The 16669-nt window shown below is 65.3% G+C and carries 14 protein-coding genes; 3 read left to right on the top strand and 11 right to left on the bottom strand.

Going from position 1 to position 16669, the window contains the following annotated elements; all coding sequences use genetic code 11:
* Position 1 precedes the first annotated feature (1 nt).
* The 6 genes from V3C33_18665 to V3C33_18690 all read right to left on the bottom strand — a co-directional run bounded on the left by V3C33_18665 (position 2) and on the right by V3C33_18690 (position 6439).
* Positions 2 to 835 carry an intradiol ring-cleavage dioxygenase gene (locus V3C33_18665; GenBank protein ID XAS67422.1) on the bottom strand — a complete coding sequence of 278 codons (834 nt, stop codon included), beginning with the start codon at positions 833 to 835 and terminating at the stop codon, positions 2 to 4.
* Positions 836 to 1053: 218 nt separating this feature from the next.
* A complete protein-coding gene (locus V3C33_18670) occupies positions 1054 to 1695 on the bottom strand; it encodes a response regulator transcription factor (GenBank protein XAS67423.1) in 642 nt (213 codons plus the stop codon).
* Complete coding sequence (locus V3C33_18675) at positions 1679 to 2956, bottom strand: histidine kinase (GenBank protein ID XAS67424.1); 1278 nt, start codon at positions 2954 to 2956, stop codon at positions 1679 to 1681. Before V3C33_18675 ends, V3C33_18670 begins: the two co-directional genes overlap by 17 nt.
* Positions 2957 to 2965: 9 nt before the next feature.
* A complete protein-coding gene (locus tag V3C33_18680) occupies positions 2966 to 3829 on the bottom strand; it encodes an ABC transporter permease (protein XAS67425.1) in 864 nt (287 codons plus the stop codon).
* A 3-nt stretch (positions 3830 to 3832) separates the two neighbouring features.
* Entirely contained in the window at positions 3833 to 4777 is a 945-nt protein-coding gene (locus V3C33_18685) for an ATP-binding cassette domain-containing protein (GenBank protein XAS67426.1), read from the bottom strand.
* A 165-nt stretch (positions 4778 to 4942) separates the two neighbouring features.
* On the bottom strand, positions 4943 to 6439 hold the full coding sequence (locus V3C33_18690; protein ID XAS67427.1) for a phosphatase PAP2 family protein: 1497 nt from the start codon (positions 6437 to 6439) through the stop codon (positions 4943 to 4945).
* 50 nt (positions 6440 to 6489) lie between these two features.
* Between V3C33_18690 and V3C33_18695 the strand changes: the two genes are divergently transcribed.
* On the top strand, positions 6490 to 7188 hold the full coding sequence (locus V3C33_18695; GenBank protein ID XAS67428.1) for a phosphatase PAP2 family protein: 699 nt from the start codon (positions 6490 to 6492) through the stop codon (positions 7186 to 7188).
* Here the strand turns inward: V3C33_18695 and V3C33_18700 are convergent.
* Positions 7139 to 8326 carry an MFS transporter gene (locus V3C33_18700; protein ID XAS67429.1) on the bottom strand — a complete coding sequence of 396 codons (1188 nt, stop codon included), beginning with the start codon at positions 8324 to 8326 and terminating at the stop codon, positions 7139 to 7141. The genes V3C33_18695 and V3C33_18700 overlap by 50 nt on opposite strands.
* Positions 8323 to 9096, bottom strand: coding sequence for a DeoR/GlpR family DNA-binding transcription regulator (locus tag V3C33_18705; protein ID XAS67430.1), 774 nt, complete (start codon positions 9094 to 9096; stop codon positions 8323 to 8325). The genes V3C33_18700 and V3C33_18705 overlap by 4 nt, the downstream gene beginning before the upstream one ends.
* A gap of 69 nt (positions 9097 to 9165) precedes the next feature.
* Here V3C33_18705 and V3C33_18710 point away from each other — a divergent pair, with 69 nt between their 5' ends.
* Positions 9166 to 9510, top strand: a complete 345-nt coding sequence (locus tag V3C33_18710; protein XAS67431.1) for a hypothetical protein — start codon at positions 9166 to 9168, stop codon at positions 9508 to 9510.
* A 19-nt stretch (positions 9511 to 9529) separates the two neighbouring features.
* Here V3C33_18710 and V3C33_18715 read toward each other — a convergent pair whose 3' ends face one another.
* Both V3C33_18715 and V3C33_18720 read right to left on the bottom strand, forming a co-directional pair.
* Positions 9530 to 12376 (bottom strand): FAD-binding and (Fe-S)-binding domain-containing protein, encoded by a 2847-nt coding sequence (locus V3C33_18715; GenBank protein ID XAS67432.1) that lies wholly within the window; start codon positions 12374 to 12376, stop codon positions 9530 to 9532.
* Entirely contained in the window at positions 12373 to 14082 is a 1710-nt protein-coding gene (locus tag V3C33_18720) for an L-lactate permease (protein ID XAS67433.1), read from the bottom strand. Before V3C33_18720 ends, V3C33_18715 begins: the two co-directional genes overlap by 4 nt.
* A 147-nt stretch (positions 14083 to 14229) precedes the next feature.
* Between V3C33_18720 and V3C33_18725 the strand changes: the two genes are divergently transcribed.
* Positions 14230 to 14922 carry a GntR family transcriptional regulator gene (locus V3C33_18725; protein ID XAS67434.1) on the top strand — a complete coding sequence of 231 codons (693 nt, stop codon included), beginning with the start codon at positions 14230 to 14232 and terminating at the stop codon, positions 14920 to 14922.
* A gap of 22 nt (positions 14923 to 14944) precedes the next feature.
* Here the strand turns inward: V3C33_18725 and V3C33_18730 are convergent, their stop codons facing one another.
* Entirely contained in the window at positions 14945 to 16627 is a 1683-nt protein-coding gene (locus tag V3C33_18730; GenBank protein ID XAS67435.1) for an ATP-binding cassette domain-containing protein, read from the bottom strand.
* Positions 16628 to 16669: the final 42 nt, after the last annotated feature.

The raw sequence follows: 16669 nt of genomic DNA on the forward strand, positions 1-16669 counted from the left end.
TCTAGACCGTGACGTTGAGCCCCGCGGTGTAGCCGCCGGACACCGATCCGGCGATGGTGGCCAGTTGGTAGATCGCGCCGTCGTCGCCGAAGACGTTGTCCGATTTCAGCGTGGTGTTGGGGAAGTTCTGCGCGCTGGCTTCATACCCGGCGGACGCGTAGACCTCCTTGCAGGCGGCGTCCGTGAGCGCGATCTGCGAGACGGCGAGGACCTTACCTGCTGCGGTGGCGCTGCTCATGGACTCGAAGACTTCGAAGTGGATGTGCGGCCAGCGGCCGTTGTAGGCGCCGGGGTAGATGGTGGTGAACGTGACCAGGCCGTTGGCATCCGCCTCCTGGACGCCGCGGAGGTAGTTCTCGTTGTCCAGGCCGGAATCGTACATGGAATACTTGCCGTCGCGGTCGCAGTGCCACGCGTACACGGCGGCGCCGATGAGTGGTTCGCAGCCGTTCGCCCCGGTTCGGGCTGACCCGTCGAGCAAGGTCAAGGTGACCGTCAGCGGGACACCGTCGACCCTGGTGGTGGAGCTGCCGAAACTCGATGTGATGTCCTGCCGCACCACCCCGGACGCCTCCAGGACATTGGGTCCATTAGAGCCGTCGCCCGGATACGGACCCGCCGTTTCCTGCGGGATCTCCACTCCGCACTCCGCAATGGCGCGGGTGAGCGTGGGGGTCGCGGACGCGGACGAAGAAGCGGAGGCGGCGGGCGCCGTCGTTGTGGCGGCCGCCGTCGAACCGTCAGTTGCGGTGGTCGGGCCGCCTGGCGTGCAGGCCGCCAAAGCGGCGGCAGCCGCGCCGGCCCCGAAGAACAAACCGAGGGAGCGGCGGCTCATAAGGGTTGAGAGATCGAATTCCAGGCCGCGGTCGTGGTTGGGATGCGGTTCGTGCGGGGCTGATGCTCTTTCGGGGGCTGCGATGATTTCGTCATGAGCCCATCCAACGCCCGCCGGCTATGCCGCGCATAGGGCATTCCTGTGCGGGCGCTGTGCATTTTTACCTCACCGACCGGGGGCTCGGCAGGCTCACCGCACGGGCCGCGAGCCACCGGCCGTCAGTAGTCCGGGTTGCTCGGCACCACCAGGCCGGTCTCGTACGCGTACACCACGGCCTGGACCCGGTCCCGCAGGTGGAGTTTGGTCAGGATCCGGCGCACGTGCGTCTTAACCGTGGCCTCGGACAGGAAGTATCTGTGCGCGATCTCGGCGTTGGAGAGCCCCTCCGCCATGGCCTCGAGCATCTCGGTTTCGCGGGGCGTGAGATCTTCCAGCAGGGGGTCACGGTGCGCCGGGGCGCCCTGGGACGCTAAGGGTCCCGGCTTCTGGCCGCGAACATAGGTCTCCAGCAGCCGCTGCGTAACGCGGGGCGCCACCACGGCGTCGCCGCTGGCCACCACACGCACGGCGTGAATCAACTCCGAGGGGGCAACATCCTTAAGCAGAAAGGCCGAGGCGCCGGCCTGGAGGCCCGTGAAGGCGTACTCGTCCAGGTCGAAAGTGGTCAGGATGATCACACGGGCACAGGATCCGGAGGCGGTGATGGCCCGCGTTGCTTCGATTCCGTCAAGAACCGGCATCCGGACGTCCATCAGCACCACATCGGGGTCGAGCTCACGGACCCGGCGGACAGCCTCGGCGCCGTCGGATGCCTCGCCCACGATCCGGAAATCGTCCTCGCCCTCAAGAATCACGTACACGCCAGCCGCCGTTGTTGGTCCGCCCGGCATCCACGGTACCCGCGTAGATCCGGGCCCGCTCCTTCATCCCTAACAGGCCCTGGCCGGAGCCAGGACCGGAGCCCGGACCGGAGCCCGGCGTGCCGGCGTCAACGGTGCCTTTGCCGTCGTCGAGCACTTCAATGGTGACGGTGGATTCATCCCGGACAATACCCACGTCCACCCGGCCCAGCGCGCGGCCATAGCGCAGCACATTGGTGAGCGATTCCTGGACGATCCGGTAAACGGTCAGTTGGAAAGCGGCATCCTCCGGCAGCGCAGGTCCGGTATGCGAATAGTGCAGCGGCAGTCCGGCGGTCCGGAAGCCCTCCAGGAGTTTGGCCAGGTTGTCGCCCGCAGCCAGCGGCTCCCGCGGAGCCTGGCCGCCTCCTTCATCACGCAGCACACCCAGCACGCGGCGCATGTCCGCCAGGGCAGTCCGGCCGGTCCGGGAGAGTTCCCCCAGCACCTCACCGGCGCGTTCAGGACTTCTCTTAACCACGACGGCGGCACCGTCAGACAGCGTGATCATGACCGTCAGCGAGTGGGCAACGACGTCGTGCATTTCCCGGGCGATCCGGGTCCGTTCGTTAACGGAACCCAGCCGCGCCGTTCTGGCCGCCCACGCTGCAATTTCCTGTTCATGCTCGCGTCGCTGCCGCACCGAAATGCCAATGCCGGTGGCGATCACGTTGGACAGGGCAATGCTGACGCCGGCCGCAATGCTGGTGATGAGCTGGAACTCCTCAGGCCTTCCGGTGCCGTCGGTGGGAAAGGTATCCTCCAGGGGCCCCACAGCGGCGAGGAGGTACAAAAGGGCCAACGGTGCAGTGGCCACCGCCAGGGTTGTGAATGAGAAGCGGCGGGTGTGGACCACGGCCACTGCGTACAGCGAGAACCACAGCCCGGCCGAAACGTTGGAGCCCCACGGGTGGAGCAGCGTCACGGCTACCTCCACCACCGCCACGAAAGCCACCACGGCAACCGGATGGAAGCGCCTGAAAAACAGGGACAGCGCAACCAGCGCAAGGAGCCCCGCTGCCAGCCACTTTCCTGCGGGCACGGCGTCCACCACGGTAGGGGTGACCAGGAGCGCGTAGCACAGCACCACCAGCGCATCCATCACCCGCGGGTGCTGGAACAGGTAGCGGCGAAGGCGGCCGCGGCGCCTTGCGGTGATTTCCGCGAAGGACGCGTCAGCCTGGCCGGCCGGCGCGTCCATCACTGGCACTGCTTCACTCATGGCTTGAGCCTAGACGTCCCGCTTCTTCAGCAGGACCGCCGAGATCGCCAGCGGCACCAGGACCCAGAGGCCCAGCCAGGCAGCTGCCTGCCAGATCTCCAGCGCCCCGTCCGCGTGGTTTGCCGCCGTGATGGTCTGGTAGAGGTTGTCCGGCAGGTACTTGCGGGCTTCCACGAAGAAGTCACCCGGGATGAGCTGGAAGGCGATGGGCAATACGAAGAACAGCCCAACGAGTGCCATGATCCCGCCCGCCGAGTTCCGGATGAGCGTACCCAACGACATTCCGATCGCGGCCACGGCAGCTACGTAAAGCCCTGAGACGATCAGCAGCCGAAGGGAATGCTCCGTTCCAAGATCCAGTTTGAGGTCGTACTGGTTCAGGATCGGGCCCGCCACAACGGCGGCGAGAAGCGCCGCGCCTGTGGTCACAACGAAGGCGGAGACCACCACCACCGCGAGTTTGGCGAAGAAAGCCGGGAGCCGCCTTGGCACTGCGGCGAACGTGGACCGCGCCATGCCGGTGGTGAACTCCGAGCTCATCAGCAGCACTGCCAGCGATCCGATGATGAGTTGCGCGAATGAGATGCCCGACGTCGGGATGACCGCCAGCGGGTCTCCTCCCTGCGCGGCCAGGGCTCCGCCGGCCCGTGGATTACCTTGACTGTCGTGGATCAGCTGTCCGATGCCCCACGCAGCCAGCGCCCCGAAGCCAACCATGACCAGCGCCGTGGACCCGAGGAGGATCAGCGTGGACATCAAGGTGCGGAACTTGATGAATTCCGAGTTCAGGACGCGGAGGAAAGTGGGGCCCGGACCGGGATTGTCGAGGGCGTTGTTTCCGGCGCGGGTCGCGGCCAAAGTAGTTGAGCTCATGGCTTAGTTGCCTCCGGACTGTGCGGAAACCGGGGCTCCCGTTGTGATGAGTGAGTGGTATTCGACCTCGTCCTTGGTCAGTTCCATGTATGCCTCTTCAAGGCTGGCCTGCAAGGGGGTGAGTTCGTAGATCATGACCCGGCTTTCCAGGGCTGCACGGGCGATCTGGCGCGGGTTCAAACCCTGGACCTCCAGCAGTTCGTGTTCCCGGACCTCCACGGAAACGCCTGCTCCGGCGAGGACGTTCATCAGTTGGTCCGGCTGGTCTGTGCGTACCCTGGTGCGGCTCTGTCCCTTGCCGGTGATGATCTCCTGGATGGGCGCATCGGCAATGATCCTGCCCCGGCCAATGACAATGAGGTGGTCCGCCGTCAGCGCCATCTCGCTCATGAGGTGGCTTGAGAGGAACACGGTGCGGCCCTCGGATGCCAGGTACTTGACCAGGTTCCGGACCCACACGACGCCTTCCGGGTCCAGGCCGTTGACCGGCTCGTCCAGGATGATGGTCTGCGGATCGCCCAGGAGCGCGGCGGCAATGCCAAGGCGCTGGCCCATGCCCAGCGAGAACCCCTTGACTTTCTTTTTGGCCACCTCGGCCAGGCCTGTCATCTCGATGACCTCATGGACGCGCTTGGTGGGGATGCTGTGGGTGGCGGCCATGGCCAGCAGATGGTTGTAAGCCGAGCGGCTCGAGTGGACGGCTTTTGCGTCGAGCAGGGCACCGATCTCGCGCAATGGGGCCTTGTGTTGCGCGAACGGGACACCGTTGACGGTGGCGGATCCCGACGTCGGCGTGTCCAGTCCCATGATCATGCGCATGGTGGTGGACTTGCCGGCCCCGTTGGGGCCAAGGAAGCCGGTCACCTGACCGGCCTGGACAGTGAAATTGACGCCGGCGACGGCGGTTTTGTCGCCGTAGACCTTCGTCAGGCCGTGTGCCTCGATCATTGAGCGTTCCTTTGCGTAGCTGCGGGATGCTGCGGAGTGTTGGTGTGTAGCTCCACGCTACCGACGCAAAGTCCTGATTTCGCCGGTCTCAGGGATGATTCAGGGGTGAATCAGGGTAGTCCGGACGGATGACCGCCCCCGGCGCTTCTTGGCGCTGGTTGTCGCTCAGGCGTGGGGCGAATAGTACGTCAGCGCACCGCGCCGCACCGTGAATTCGGCGGCGCGGACACCCGGGATCACTTCGCCGTCCACGGCCAGCACCATGGGAGAGCCGTTCGATTCCACCCTGATCCGGGTGGCCTCCGTGAGGTGGGTGATCCTGGACGTCGCTACGGTTCCGGTCAGCACGGACCACAGCAGGCGGAGCCGCGCAAAGGATTCATCGGCCGTGATCATCCGGAGGTCCAGCACCCCGTCGTCCAGGACAGGTCTCACGAGCGGGGCGTGGTCGCGCGGGTAATAGCGGCCCCGGCCCACGTACATGATCCAGAGTTTGTGCCGGACACCGTCCACAGTGAGCGTTGTTGGCGTTCCCGCGGCGAAGGTCCTGAACATCGCCACCACACCGGCCAGGGGTTTCCCGAGCGCGGGCTGCAGTTGCTCCCGGCGCCGCACCAGGTTGGGGTAGAGGCCAATGCTGGCGGTGTTCAGCATGAGCAGTTCCGCCAGCTCCGGGTTGCCGGCCAGTCCTCGCTCCACGGACACCACTCCGATGTCTGCCAGCGCGGCCTCTCCCTTCGCCGCAGCGTCCACCGCCTCCGCGAGGGATCCGGTCCCGGCGTCACGCGCGAAGTGGTTCAGAGTCCCGCCGGGCAGCACCAGGAGAGGGAGTGAATGCTCGACGGCGGCTGCGGCCGCAGTGCCCACGGTTCCGTCCCCTCCCCATACGCCGAGCGCCCTGGTTCCGGGTCTGCCAGCGGCGGCGCGGATCTCCTCTTCGACGCGCTCACCGGCATCAATGGTCTGTATATGCGCCTTGGGGAATACCTCTCTGAGGGCGCCTGCGGTTTCGGCCGTAAAGGAACCGCCCAGGGTATTGACCGCGATGCCCAGGCCCTCGCCGCCTGGCAGCTCCGGCGCTTGGACGGCAGTCCGGCTGGTCTGCGGGAAGGGCGGGCGGACCGGCCACCACTTCCGGGTAAGCATGGCCGCGCCTGCACCCATTAGGGTGCCGAAGAGTACGTCGGACGGCCAGTGGGCACCCGTATGGATCCTGGAGTAGGCAACGCCCGCGGCAAGGGGGGCAATGGCCGCCCCGATTGCGGGCTGGACCAGCCCCACTCCCAGCGCAAACGCCGCCGCTGATGCAGAATGGCCCGACGGCATGGATGAGCTGGTGGGCTGGGGGTTGACGAAACGGAACACGGGCAGGTGCTCAGGCAGCGGCCGGGCGCGGGGCAACAGTGTTTTGAACACCACATTGGTCACGGCCGATGCCACCCCCTGGGCGATAAGCCCGTGGAGCGCGGCCCGCCGCGGCTTGCCGGGGAAAGCGGACATGACAGCGGCAACGGCGAACCACAGTTTGCCGTCGTTGGCTGACCTGGAAAGCCGGCGGAAGTAGGTATCGTGATGCCCGGCGGGGAACCGGGAAACGGCGCGCACCAGCGCCCGGTCCAGGACGGATACCCGCCCGGGACCCTTTCTCAGCACGCTTCGCATTTCCCCACCCTACCGCCGGGTGCCCACCCGCCCCCGGCTAGGATGAAGCCATGATCCGCGTGCTGAGTCCCCGGCGGTTTTCACCCGGCAGAACCGTCGCTGCGTGTACGGTGCTGCTCACCCTGGTGGTGGTGCTCGTTGGCTCACTGCTGGCTGACGTCGCCGACCCCGCCTTTCAGGGTCTCGACGACGGCTGGTACTCGCTGATGGCGACCAGCCACAGCCCGTTCTGGGATTCGGTCAACGGCCTCCTGAATCTTGCGGGATACCAGGGCATCCTCGTCCTGCACGTCCTCCTCGCCGCGGCTCTGCTCGTCCGGAGGAGACCGCAGGCGGCCATATTCACCGCCGTTGCCGGCGCCGTCGTCATCCTTCTTACCCAGCTGCTCAAGGCCGGGATCCTCCGGGCGCACCCGGACACGCCGGTTGTGCTCACGGATACGGGCTCTTACCCGTCGGGTCATGTGGCCACCACCGCCGCGTTCCTGCTGGTGCTGGCCATTCTTGCGGGGCGCGCGTGGGTGTGGGCGCTGGCCGTGCTCGGCAGCATCACCATGATGGTCAGCCGGACCTACCTGCAGGCTCAGTGGCTCATGGATACCGCGGGCGGCCTGTGCCTCGCCGCAGCAGTGGTGCCGCTGCTCTGGCTGGCTTACCAGAACATATGCATCCAGGAGAATATTGACTCGGGGCGGCTGCTTACCTGGAAGGCAAGGGCTTCGCGGCGCCGGCGAGCAGCAGAGCAATGAGGATCGGCACCCCGATAGCCAGCAGTGCCAGGTGGATTCCCGTGAGGTCGCCCAGATAGCCCAGCAGCGGAGGGCCGGCCAGGAAGGCGATGTACCCCAGGGTGGACACCACGGAAACCCGTACGGCGGCATGCTTCGGGTCATCCGCGGCGGCGGACATGCCCATGGGGAACGCCAATGCCGCCCCGACGCCCCACAACGCAGCACCCGCCGCGGCCAGCCAGATATTGCCCGCAAGCACAAAGAGTCCCAGCCCTGCAGCGGCGGCGGCCATGCTTGCCCGCAGCACGGCCACGCGGCCGTACTTGTCGATGAACGTCCCGCCAAAGAATCGCATGGCTGTCATTGCCAGAACGAAGAGGGCAAACATCAGGGCACCGGTGGACTCGGAAGAGCCCAGGCCGTCCACCGAAGCCTTGGCGATCCAGTCGTTGCCGGCACCTTCGGTGAGTGTTGCGCCGAGAACCACCACGCCGATCAGCAGCGTGCGGCCGTCGCGCCAGGCTGACGGTCCCCTGGCAGGTTTCGCTTCACCGGCAACAGGTGCAACCGCGGCGGTGTGGGGCAGGAAATAGCGCGGGATGGCAAACGTCAGCACCGCCACGAGCGCGGCAATCACCAGCAGGTGCTCGGGCAGGCCAATGCCAGCGTTGGAAAGCCCGGCCCCGATCAGCGCCCCCAGAAATGCCCCGCCGCTGAATGCCGCATGGAACTTGGGCATGATGGTCCGCATCAGGCGGTGTTCGACGTCGGCTCCTTCAATGTTCTGCGAAACGTCCCACAGCCCGATCGCGATCCCGAAGAAGAACAGGGCCACGGCCGTCCCCGGGACGGATCCGGCCATCAAGGACAGCGCAATGCCCACCCCCGCCAGTGCAGCCACCAGACCACTGGCCCGCACCGTGTTGGCCGTCCCGATCCTCCCCACCACAAGTCCCGCCGTGGGGAGCGCAATGAGCGAGCCCACCGCCGTGCACAGCAGCAAGGAGCCCATCTGCCCTGAGGTCAGGTGCAGGATCTCGGTCACCGCCGGAATCCTGGCCGCCCAGCTCGCGAACACCAGGCCGTTGGCGCCGAAAATCACAAACGTGGCAATGGCGGCGGCCTTGAGGCTGGGGCTGGTTATTGTGCTGCTCATACGTTCACTACTTCCACCGAGTGTTTTTCAAGTTGTGCGAGTTCTTCCGGGCTGAGGAATTTTTCCGTGACGATCACGTCAACGGCATCCAGGGCCGCGACGAGCGCCACAGCGCTGGCATTCCACTTGGAGCCGGCGCAGGCGACGATCACGCGACCCGCGGATTGCAGGCCCGCGCGTTTCACGGCCGCGTCCTCGAGGTCATGGGCCAGCAGTCCGTCCTTCAGATTCAGTGCGCAGGGCGTGACTACTGCCGTATCAAAGCGCAGCGATCGGATGTTCGCCTCGGCCAGCGGCCCGCGGAAGGACAGCTCACCCGGGATGAGGCTACCTCCCGGCATCAGCAGGGCAGGGCGGTAGCCAGCTGGCTGATCATCCGCCGTCAGAACGTTGATGGCCCGCAGCGACATCGGCATCAGGGTCAAATCGCGTTGCAGCAGCTTCCGGGCGATCTCAGTGGCTGTGGTCCCGCTGTCCAGCCAGACGTGCTCACGGTCCCGCAGGAGCTTCGCAACGCCGGCAGCAATGCGGACCTTGACGCGGTGGTCTTCAAGCTCGCGCTGCCCGTAGCCCGGGTTTTCGCCACGCCCAACGAGACTTTTCGCTCCTCCGTGGACGCGCCGGAGCACGCCGTGCGCTGACAGAACCTCAAGGTCACGGCGGATGGTTGCGCCCGAAGCGCCGCAGGCGGCCATCAATTCTTCTACCGTGACCTCGTCACGGCGGCGCAGCAGCCCACCTATAAAAAGGTGCCGCTCTTCAGTCTTCATGCTCAAACGCTAACTTAGTTTGATCATTTAATCATTCTGATGCTCAACGTGACGGGATAATCTTGGCTTATGGCTGAGGAACTGTTCAAAGACGGCAAGGTTTCCGGCATCGGTGAGTATCTCGACGGCGAACGCCACGGCCGCTGGACCTTCTACTACCGCAACGGCCGGATCAAGGCCGACGCCGGTTACAGTCATGGCCAGCTGGACGGCGACTGCGTCTGGTACCGCGAAGGCGGCGGCCTCCTGCAGAATGGAGCATTCCGCGACGGGCAGCAGGACGGTTTCTGGCAGCGTCGGCACAGCACCGGTGAACTGATGGACGAAGGAACGTTCGACGTCGGCCGCAAAGTCGGCGAATGGGTCACCTATTCGGCAGACGGGTCAGAGACGAAGCGCAAGACGTTCAAATAGCCGCCGGACGCGGGTGCGTTCATCGTGTCACCTCCTCCAGGAGCTCCAGCACATGCCGGTATTCGGCACCCGTGGCCCTGGTCATCCCCAGTTCGCAGGTCCGGTTGCAGGAGGCGTGGGCAGTTGCACCCATTTCCGCGACTTCCGCGCCCTGCTTCCGGGTGGCGGATGCTGTCAACTCTGGGTGAAGCATTCCCCGGTCTCCGGCGAAGGCGCAGCAGCCCCAGTTCTCGGGAACTTCCACCCGCTCGGCCACGGCCCTGGCAACCGTGTCCAAGGCATCGTTTAGTCCCATCCGGGTGGAGGAGCACGTGGGGTGCAGGGCAAGGGAGTCCAGCTTCCCATGCTCCGGCAGCTTGGGCAGGATGTGCTCGGCTGCGAAGTCCACGGCATCCACCATCCGCAGGGAGCGCTGCCCCGCCGGGGGATCGTCCTCCTCGACGGCCTGGCGCAATCCCTCGGTGCACGAGGACGCATCACAGATGATCGGAACCTCGCCGTTCCGGGTGGCTTCCCGGAGGGAGGCCAGGGTTTTGTCCCTCATGGTCTTCTGGCCCGCAGCCATGCCCTTTGAGGACCACGGAGTTCCACAGCAAAGGCCGTCTATTCCTTCCGGGACAAGCAAGGTGATTCCTGCGCGGGCGCACAGCTGTTCGAAGCTGTACTGGACCCCGTGGCCATCTTCGGGAGCCTGACCGCCCGGACCCGTCTGACCGGCTCCGGCCGGCCCAAACATGGTGCCCACGCACGCAGGAAAGTAGACGGCGTCAACCTCCTTTTCCGGCGTCGGCCGTTTCCTCACGGAACCTCCGCCGGGCAGCTCGGGCGAGTACAGCGGCACGGTGTCGGCGCCGAGGACAGCCCGTGCGGCCTTGTTCGGCGGGACCACTGCTGCGATCGGGATCTTGTCCACCAGCGTCAGCGCAACCGAGGCTCCGCGGGTGAGGCCACCCCAGTGCTTGGCAGCGGCGTTCCACAGTCGGTTCGCCACCGGACCGGCATCCGAGCTGCGGATACCCTTCACGAGCACGCCCGTATTGATGTCCACCGGGCAGGCGGTCTGGCACATTCCGTCCACAGCGCAGGTCTGCACGGATTCGTAGCCATAATCTTTTTCCAGCTCTTTCACCAGCGCCGTATCCCCGGCCAGCCGGGCTGACTCAATTGCGCGCAGGGTGACGATTCGCTGCCGCGGAGTGAGCGTTATGTCCTTGCTGGGACAGACCGGCTCGCAGTAGCCGCAGGAGACGCAGCGGTCCACCTCCTCGGCCACGGGCGGAGCCGTCTTGATGTGGCGCAAATGTGCCAGCGGATCATCGTCCATCAGCACGCCGGGGTTGAGCATCCCGGCGGGGTCGAACAACTGCTTGATGCTGCGCATGACAGCGTAGAGTTCATCGCCGTACTGCCGCCGCACATAGGGGGCCATGACCCGGCCGGTGCCATGTTCGGCCTTGAGCGATCCACCTTCACCGAGGACCAGGTCAACCATGTTCTCGGTGAAGGCACTGTAGCGCTCCTGCTCTTCCCCAGTGGCGAAGCCGTCCGTGAGCATGAAGTGGACGTTCCCGTCCTTTGCATGGCCGAAGATCACGCTGTTGCTGTAACGGTATTTGTCGAACAGCCCGATCAGTTTCCGGCACGTGCGTCCCAAGGCCGGCACAGGGACCACGATGTCCTCCAGCAGCGCTGTGGTCCCCTGCGGGCGGGCACCGGCTACGGAGGCGTACAGACCCTTCCGCAAGTGCCACAACTGTCCACGTTCCACGGCATCTCCGGTGAACCGGGCCGGGGCTGCGAGCCCCAGACCGCCCAGGATTCCCTCTCCGTGGCGCTGGATTTCCGCCAGCTGCTCGGGGCGGCCAGAGGAATACTCCACTAGCAGCGCCGCATGCTCCCGGACCACCAGGTCCTGCACGACGGCGGGCGTTCCCTTGAGCGTTTGACCAACCTTGAGTGACAGCGCATCCATGAGTTCCACTGTTGCCGCTCCGGTTCCCACCAAAGCGGGCAGTGCGGCGTTCGCGGCCTCGAGGTCCGGAAATACCAGCAGGCCGGTGGCGGCGTGCGGCAGCCGGGGAATGGTACGGAAGACCGCCTCAGCCAGGAACCCGAGTGTGCCTTCGCTACCGACAATCAGGTGGGCCATGATGTCCACCGGGTTGTCGTAGTCGAGCAGGGAGTTCAGCCCGTACCCCATGGTGTTCTTCATGGAGAACTGCTGCTGGATCCTGAGTACGGAGTCACTGTTGTCCCGCACACGTCGGGCAAGCCGCGCCAGGCCTTCATAGAGTTCCGGCTCCCGTGCGCGGAGCTTTTGATCGGCATCCTGCGCACCGGTGTTGATTTCCGTGCCGGAAGGAAGCACCACAGTCAGTGACTCCAGGGTGCGGTAGGCGTTGTCTACGGTGCCGCAGTTCATGCCGGATGAGTTGTTGGCCACCACGCCACCGATGGTGCACGCGGATTCGCTCGCCGGATCGGGACCGAACTTGCGGCCGTAGCGGGCCAGCCGCGCGTTGACGGCCCTCACGGTGACCCCCGGCTGCACACGCACCCGAGCTCCGCCGTCGAGCACTTCAATGTCCTTGAAGTTGCGGCGCACATCCACCAGGACGCCATCGGTGACCGCCTGGCCGCTCAGGCTGGTGCCGCCGGAGCGGAAGGTCAGCGGAACACCCTGGGCGGCGCTGGCCTGCAACAGCCCGCCCACCTCCGCTGCGTTCCCGGCCATCACCACGGCCTGTGGTATCAACAGGAAATGGGAGGCGTCGTGGGCGTTGGCGTGCAGGTCGATCGGCCGCGTTTTCACCTGGACGGGGTCTGCCACAGCCGACCGGAAGGCGGCCAGGTTCAGTTCAGTCACCAGGGAACCATCCAGCCAAGAACGGGCGTGGACTGCAGGAAGATGAGCACGGTGATGAGCGCCAGCAGCCCCACGCTCCAGCCAACGAGCCTGCGGAACAGGGTTCCCTCCGCACCATCAAGCCCAACCGCCGCCGAGGCAACGGCCAGGTTCTGCAGCGAGAGCATCTTGCCCATCACGCCGGCGGACGAGTTGGAGGCGGCCATCAGCACGGGAGAAAGCCCGGTCTGCTGCGCTGCCGTGGCCTGCATCTGCCCGAACAGGGAGTTGGAGGAGGTATCGGATCCCGTGAGTGCAACGCCGATCCAGCCGATCAGCGGCGAGAGGATGGCAAAGAATCCGCCGGCGGAAGCAAGGGCGAATCCCAGGGTGCTGGTCTGGCCGGACAGGTTCATGACGAAGGAGAGCGCCAGCACGGTGGTCACGGTGACGATGGTCCAGCGCAGCTGCACAAGGGTGTCCCGGTAGATGCGCAGTCCCTTTCCTGCCGTGATCTTGTAAAGCCCCATGGTGATCAGGCCGGAGAACAGCAAGAGCGTGCCTGTCGCCTTGAGATGGTCCAGCTTGAATTTGGTGGCCGCTACGGGCTTGCCGGCGGAATCGGTGATATCCAGGCCCGGCCAGGCGAACGTCACGCTGCCAACCTGGCCAAGCCACGTTTTGATGACGGGAATCTGGGCCACTGAGAACACGGCAATGATGATCAGGTAGGGAGCGATCGCCATCCAGACCTGCCGAGGCTCCGGCCTGGTGTTGTCGGTGGGAACTCCGCCGGATGCGGTTGCGCTTCCGTTGCCAGTGCCCACGCCGACGGGCGCGCTGCCGGCGCTCAGTGCCACGGAAGCGTGCGCCGGCACCGCAGCATGTACGGCGCCCTCCATGCCGATGGTTTCCTTGGGCTGCCATACCTTCAACATCAAAAGCACTGCGGCGACCGTGACCACGGCTGCAACAACATCGGTCAGTTCCACCGCCAGGAAGTTGGACGTGACAAACTGCGCGACGGCGAAGGCGGCTCCGGCGACCAGTGCGACGGGCCACGTCTGCTTTACGCCGCGCCGGCCGTCGACGATGAACACCAGCAGCAGGGGCACAATCAGGGCGATGAAAGGCGTCTGGCGCCCGGCCATGGAGGAGAGATCGTGCAGCGGCAGACCCGTGACGCCGTTGAGGGCGATGATGGGTGCGGCCATGGCGCCGAAGGCAACGGGAGCGGTGTTTGCCAGCAGCGAGACGATGGCGGATTTCAGCGGCTTCATCCCCGCGGCCATCAGCATGGCTGCGGAAATCGCCACCGGAGCGCCGAATCCGGCCAAGGATTCCAGGAGGGCGCCGAAGCAGAACGCGATGAGGATGGACAGGATGCGAAGGTCGTTCGAAATGGAGCGGATGGTCCGTCCCAGGACTTCAAACCACGGCGTGGCCACGGTCAGTCTGTAGATCCACAGGGCATTGACCAGGATCCACAGGATCGGAAACAGGCCGTAGAAAATGCCGGCCGCCGTTGCACTGAGGGCCTGATTCACCGGCATCCGCCAGCCAACAACTGCCAGCACCAGTGACAGCACCAGGCTGGCGATCGCCGCTTTGGGCGCTTTGACCTTGAATACACCCAAGAGGACGAAGAGCAGGACAAGGGGAAGAGCGGCGCAAAGGGCCGAAATGACCAGGGACCCAACGATGGGGTCGAGGATCTGCTGAAACATGTGTCTCCAGATTGTGTTAGGCGTCACAACACCGTGACGCCCCTCGATTGTCTAACAAGTACACATGTCGGTCAAGTCTTACTTGTAGTCTTGTCTGGCAAGATGGGAAGAGAGTCAGGATGAACTTTTGCCGAGAACGGAGCCCCGGTGCCCAGCCGTATTACAGCAGTCTCGATCGTTGAAGCGATCTCCGCGGATCTGCGGAGCCGGATCTTCGCAGGCGAGTTGGAGTCCTCCCAGGCGCTGACGGAGACTGACGTGGCCTCCTCATATGAAGTGGCGCGGCCCACGGCGAAGGCATCAATAGAAAAACTTGTGGCCGAAGGCCTGCTGGTCAGGGGCGTGCACAAGACCGCCCGGGTTGCCGAGCTGGGCCCGGACTCGGTGCGGGATATCTACCTGGCCCGGGCGTACCTGGAAAGCGAAGTGCTCCGCCGCCTCGCGTCCAGCAGGAACGTGCCCGAAGAGGCAATACGGGCAAACAACGACATCGCCGCGTTGAAGACAGGCGCGCCCCTCGACGTCGTGGAGCCGGACATGCGGTTCCACACCAGCCTGATTGACGCCGTGGGCAATGAACGCATCAGCAAAATGTACCGCTCCCTCGTGGGGGAGGTGCGGCTCTGCATGTCCCGTATCCAGTCGCTGCACCTGCTGGACACCGCGCTGATCCAGGCGGAGCACCAAAAACTTCTCGAACTGATCGAAGCCGGCCAGGGCGAGGCCGCGGCCCTGCTTCTCGATGAGCACCTCGGGCGCGCCCGGGAACGGCTGGTTGCCGCCATGGGAGGCTCAGCAGGACCCGAGGCTGACGAGCCGTCGGAGCTCTTCCCGGAGTAGCTTAATTTTGCTCTGCCGGATACTACCGCGCCCGCTCGACCCGCTTTTCATCCCACACGGGTTCACTCGATTCGTACACCTTGCCATCGGAGCCGAATACCAGGAAGCGGTCGAAGGTCCGGGCGAACCAGCGGTCGTGGGTCACGGCCAGGACCGTTCCCTCAAACAGGTCGATGGCCTTCTCCAATGCCTCCGCGGAGTGCAGGTCCAGGTTGTCCGTGGGCTCGTCCAGGAGCAGCAGGGTGGCGCCCGAGAGCTGAAGGAGCAGGATCTGGAACCGCGCCTGCTGGCCGCCGGAAAGGGAGTCGTATTTCTGCTCCGACTGCCCGGCGAGCCCGTAGCCGTCCAGGGCGCCGGCCGCAGCCTCTCGCCCCATTCCGGAGCGGTGTTCGTCGCCGCGGTGCAGAATGTCCAGCAAGGTTCGGTTCAAAAGGTCGGGCCGGACGTGGGTCTGGGCAAAGAATCCGGGCCGGATCCGTGCGCCGAGTTTAACGGTTCCTTCGTGCGGCACTTCGGCGATCTCCACCTCGGAAACAGGCAGGTGCTCGCGCTCCGGATCCGTGCCGCCGGTGGCCAGCAGCCGCAGGAAGTGGCTCTTGCCTGAACCGTTGGAGCCCAGCACACCCACGCGGTCGCCGAACCAGATCTCGGTGGAGAACGGCTTCATCAGGCCGGTCAGCCCGAGATTTTCCGCCACCACCGCACGCTTGGCGGTGCGTCCGCCCTTGAGCCGCATCTTCACGTTCTGCTCGATCGGCAGAGCCTCGGGCGGACCGGCCTCCAGGAACTTCGCCAGCCTGGTCTGGGCCGCCTGGTACCGGTTGGCCATATCCGAACGGAATGCGGCCTTGTTCTTGTACATGTTGACGAGTTCCTTGAGCTTGATGTGCTCCTCATCCCAGCGCTTGCGCAGCTCCTCGAAACGGGCGTTCCGGTCGGCGCGGGCGTCCACGTACGTGCCGAAGCCGCCGCCGTGGATCCAGGCGCCGGCACCGTTGATGCCGGGTTCCAGCGTGACGATGCGTCCGGCAGCGTTGTTCAGGAGCTCGCGGTCGTGGCTGATGAAGAACACGGTCTTCTTGGAGTCGTTGAGCTTGGCCTCAAGCCAGCGCTTGCCGGGAACGTCAAGGTAGTTGTCCGGCTCATCAAGAAGCAGCAGCTCGTCAGGACCGGCGAACAGCGCCTCGAGCACCAGCCGCTTCTGCTCGCCTCCGGAAAGGCTCGACGCCGGGCGGTGCTGTGCGCGGTCAAAGGGCAGGCCCAGTGCGGCCATGCAGACCTCATCCCAGACGGTCTCGACGTCGTAGCCGCCGGCATCTCCCCAGTCCACCAAGGCCTGGGCGTACCGCATCTGGGTGGGTTCGTCGTCGAACTCCATCATGGCGAGCTCTGCCTCGTCCACGGTGCGGGCGGCGGCCGCCAGAACGGGCGGGGCCGCGGAAACCAGGAGGTCGCGGACGGTGGACTCGTCCCGGACCTGGCCCACGAACTGGCGCATGATGCCCATGTTGCCGGAGCGTCCGATCACGCCTTCATCCGGCACCAGGTCTCCGGAGATGATCCGGAACAGGGTGGTTTTGCCGGTGCCGTTGGGCCCGATCAGCGCCGTTTTGGTGCCGTCCGGGACCTTGAACGTCACACCGTTCAGCAGCTGGGTGCCGTCGGAGAGGAAGTAGTCAATGCCGGAAACGTCTATATGGGCCACTGCTCAATCGTACGGGTTGGCCGGCGGCCCATATTTGAGCGC

The organism is Micrococcaceae bacterium Sec5.7, assembly GCA_039636785.1.
In the GTDB taxonomy this organism is placed as follows: Bacteria; Actinomycetota; Actinomycetes; order Actinomycetales; family Micrococcaceae; genus Arthrobacter.

What these genes read in the sequence shown, in the direction of transcription:
- V3C33_18665 (XAS67422.1), bottom strand. Translation starts at nt 835, where the DNA reads ATGAGCCGCCGCTCCCTCGGTTTGTTCTTCGGGGCCGGCGCGGCTGCC.
- V3C33_18675 (XAS67424.1), bottom strand. Translation starts at nt 2,956, where the DNA reads ATGAGTGAAGCAGTGCCAGTGATGGACGCGCCGGCCGGCCAGGCTGAC.
- V3C33_18680 (XAS67425.1), bottom strand. Translation starts at nt 3,829, where the DNA reads ATGAGCTCAACTACTTTGGCCGCGACCCGCGCCGGAAACAACGCCCTC.
- V3C33_18685 (XAS67426.1), bottom strand. Translation starts at nt 4,777, where the DNA reads ATGATCGAGGCACACGGCCTGACGAAGGTCTACGGCGACAAAACCGCC.
- V3C33_18690 (XAS67427.1), bottom strand. Translation starts at nt 6,439, where the DNA reads ATGCGAAGCGTGCTGAGAAAGGGTCCCGGGCGGGTATCCGTCCTGGAC.
- V3C33_18695 (XAS67428.1), top strand. Translation starts at nt 6,490, where the DNA reads ATGATCCGCGTGCTGAGTCCCCGGCGGTTTTCACCCGGCAGAACCGTC.
- V3C33_18700 (XAS67429.1), bottom strand. Translation starts at nt 8,326, where the DNA reads ATGAGCAGCACAATAACCAGCCCCAGCCTCAAGGCCGCCGCCATTGCC.
- V3C33_18705 (XAS67430.1), bottom strand. Translation starts at nt 9,096, where the DNA reads ATGAAGACTGAAGAGCGGCACCTTTTTATAGGTGGGCTGCTGCGCCGC.
- V3C33_18710 (XAS67431.1), top strand. Translation starts at nt 9,166, where the DNA reads ATGGCTGAGGAACTGTTCAAAGACGGCAAGGTTTCCGGCATCGGTGAG.
- V3C33_18720 (XAS67433.1), bottom strand. Translation starts at nt 14,082, where the DNA reads ATGTTTCAGCAGATCCTCGACCCCATCGTTGGGTCCCTGGTCATTTCG.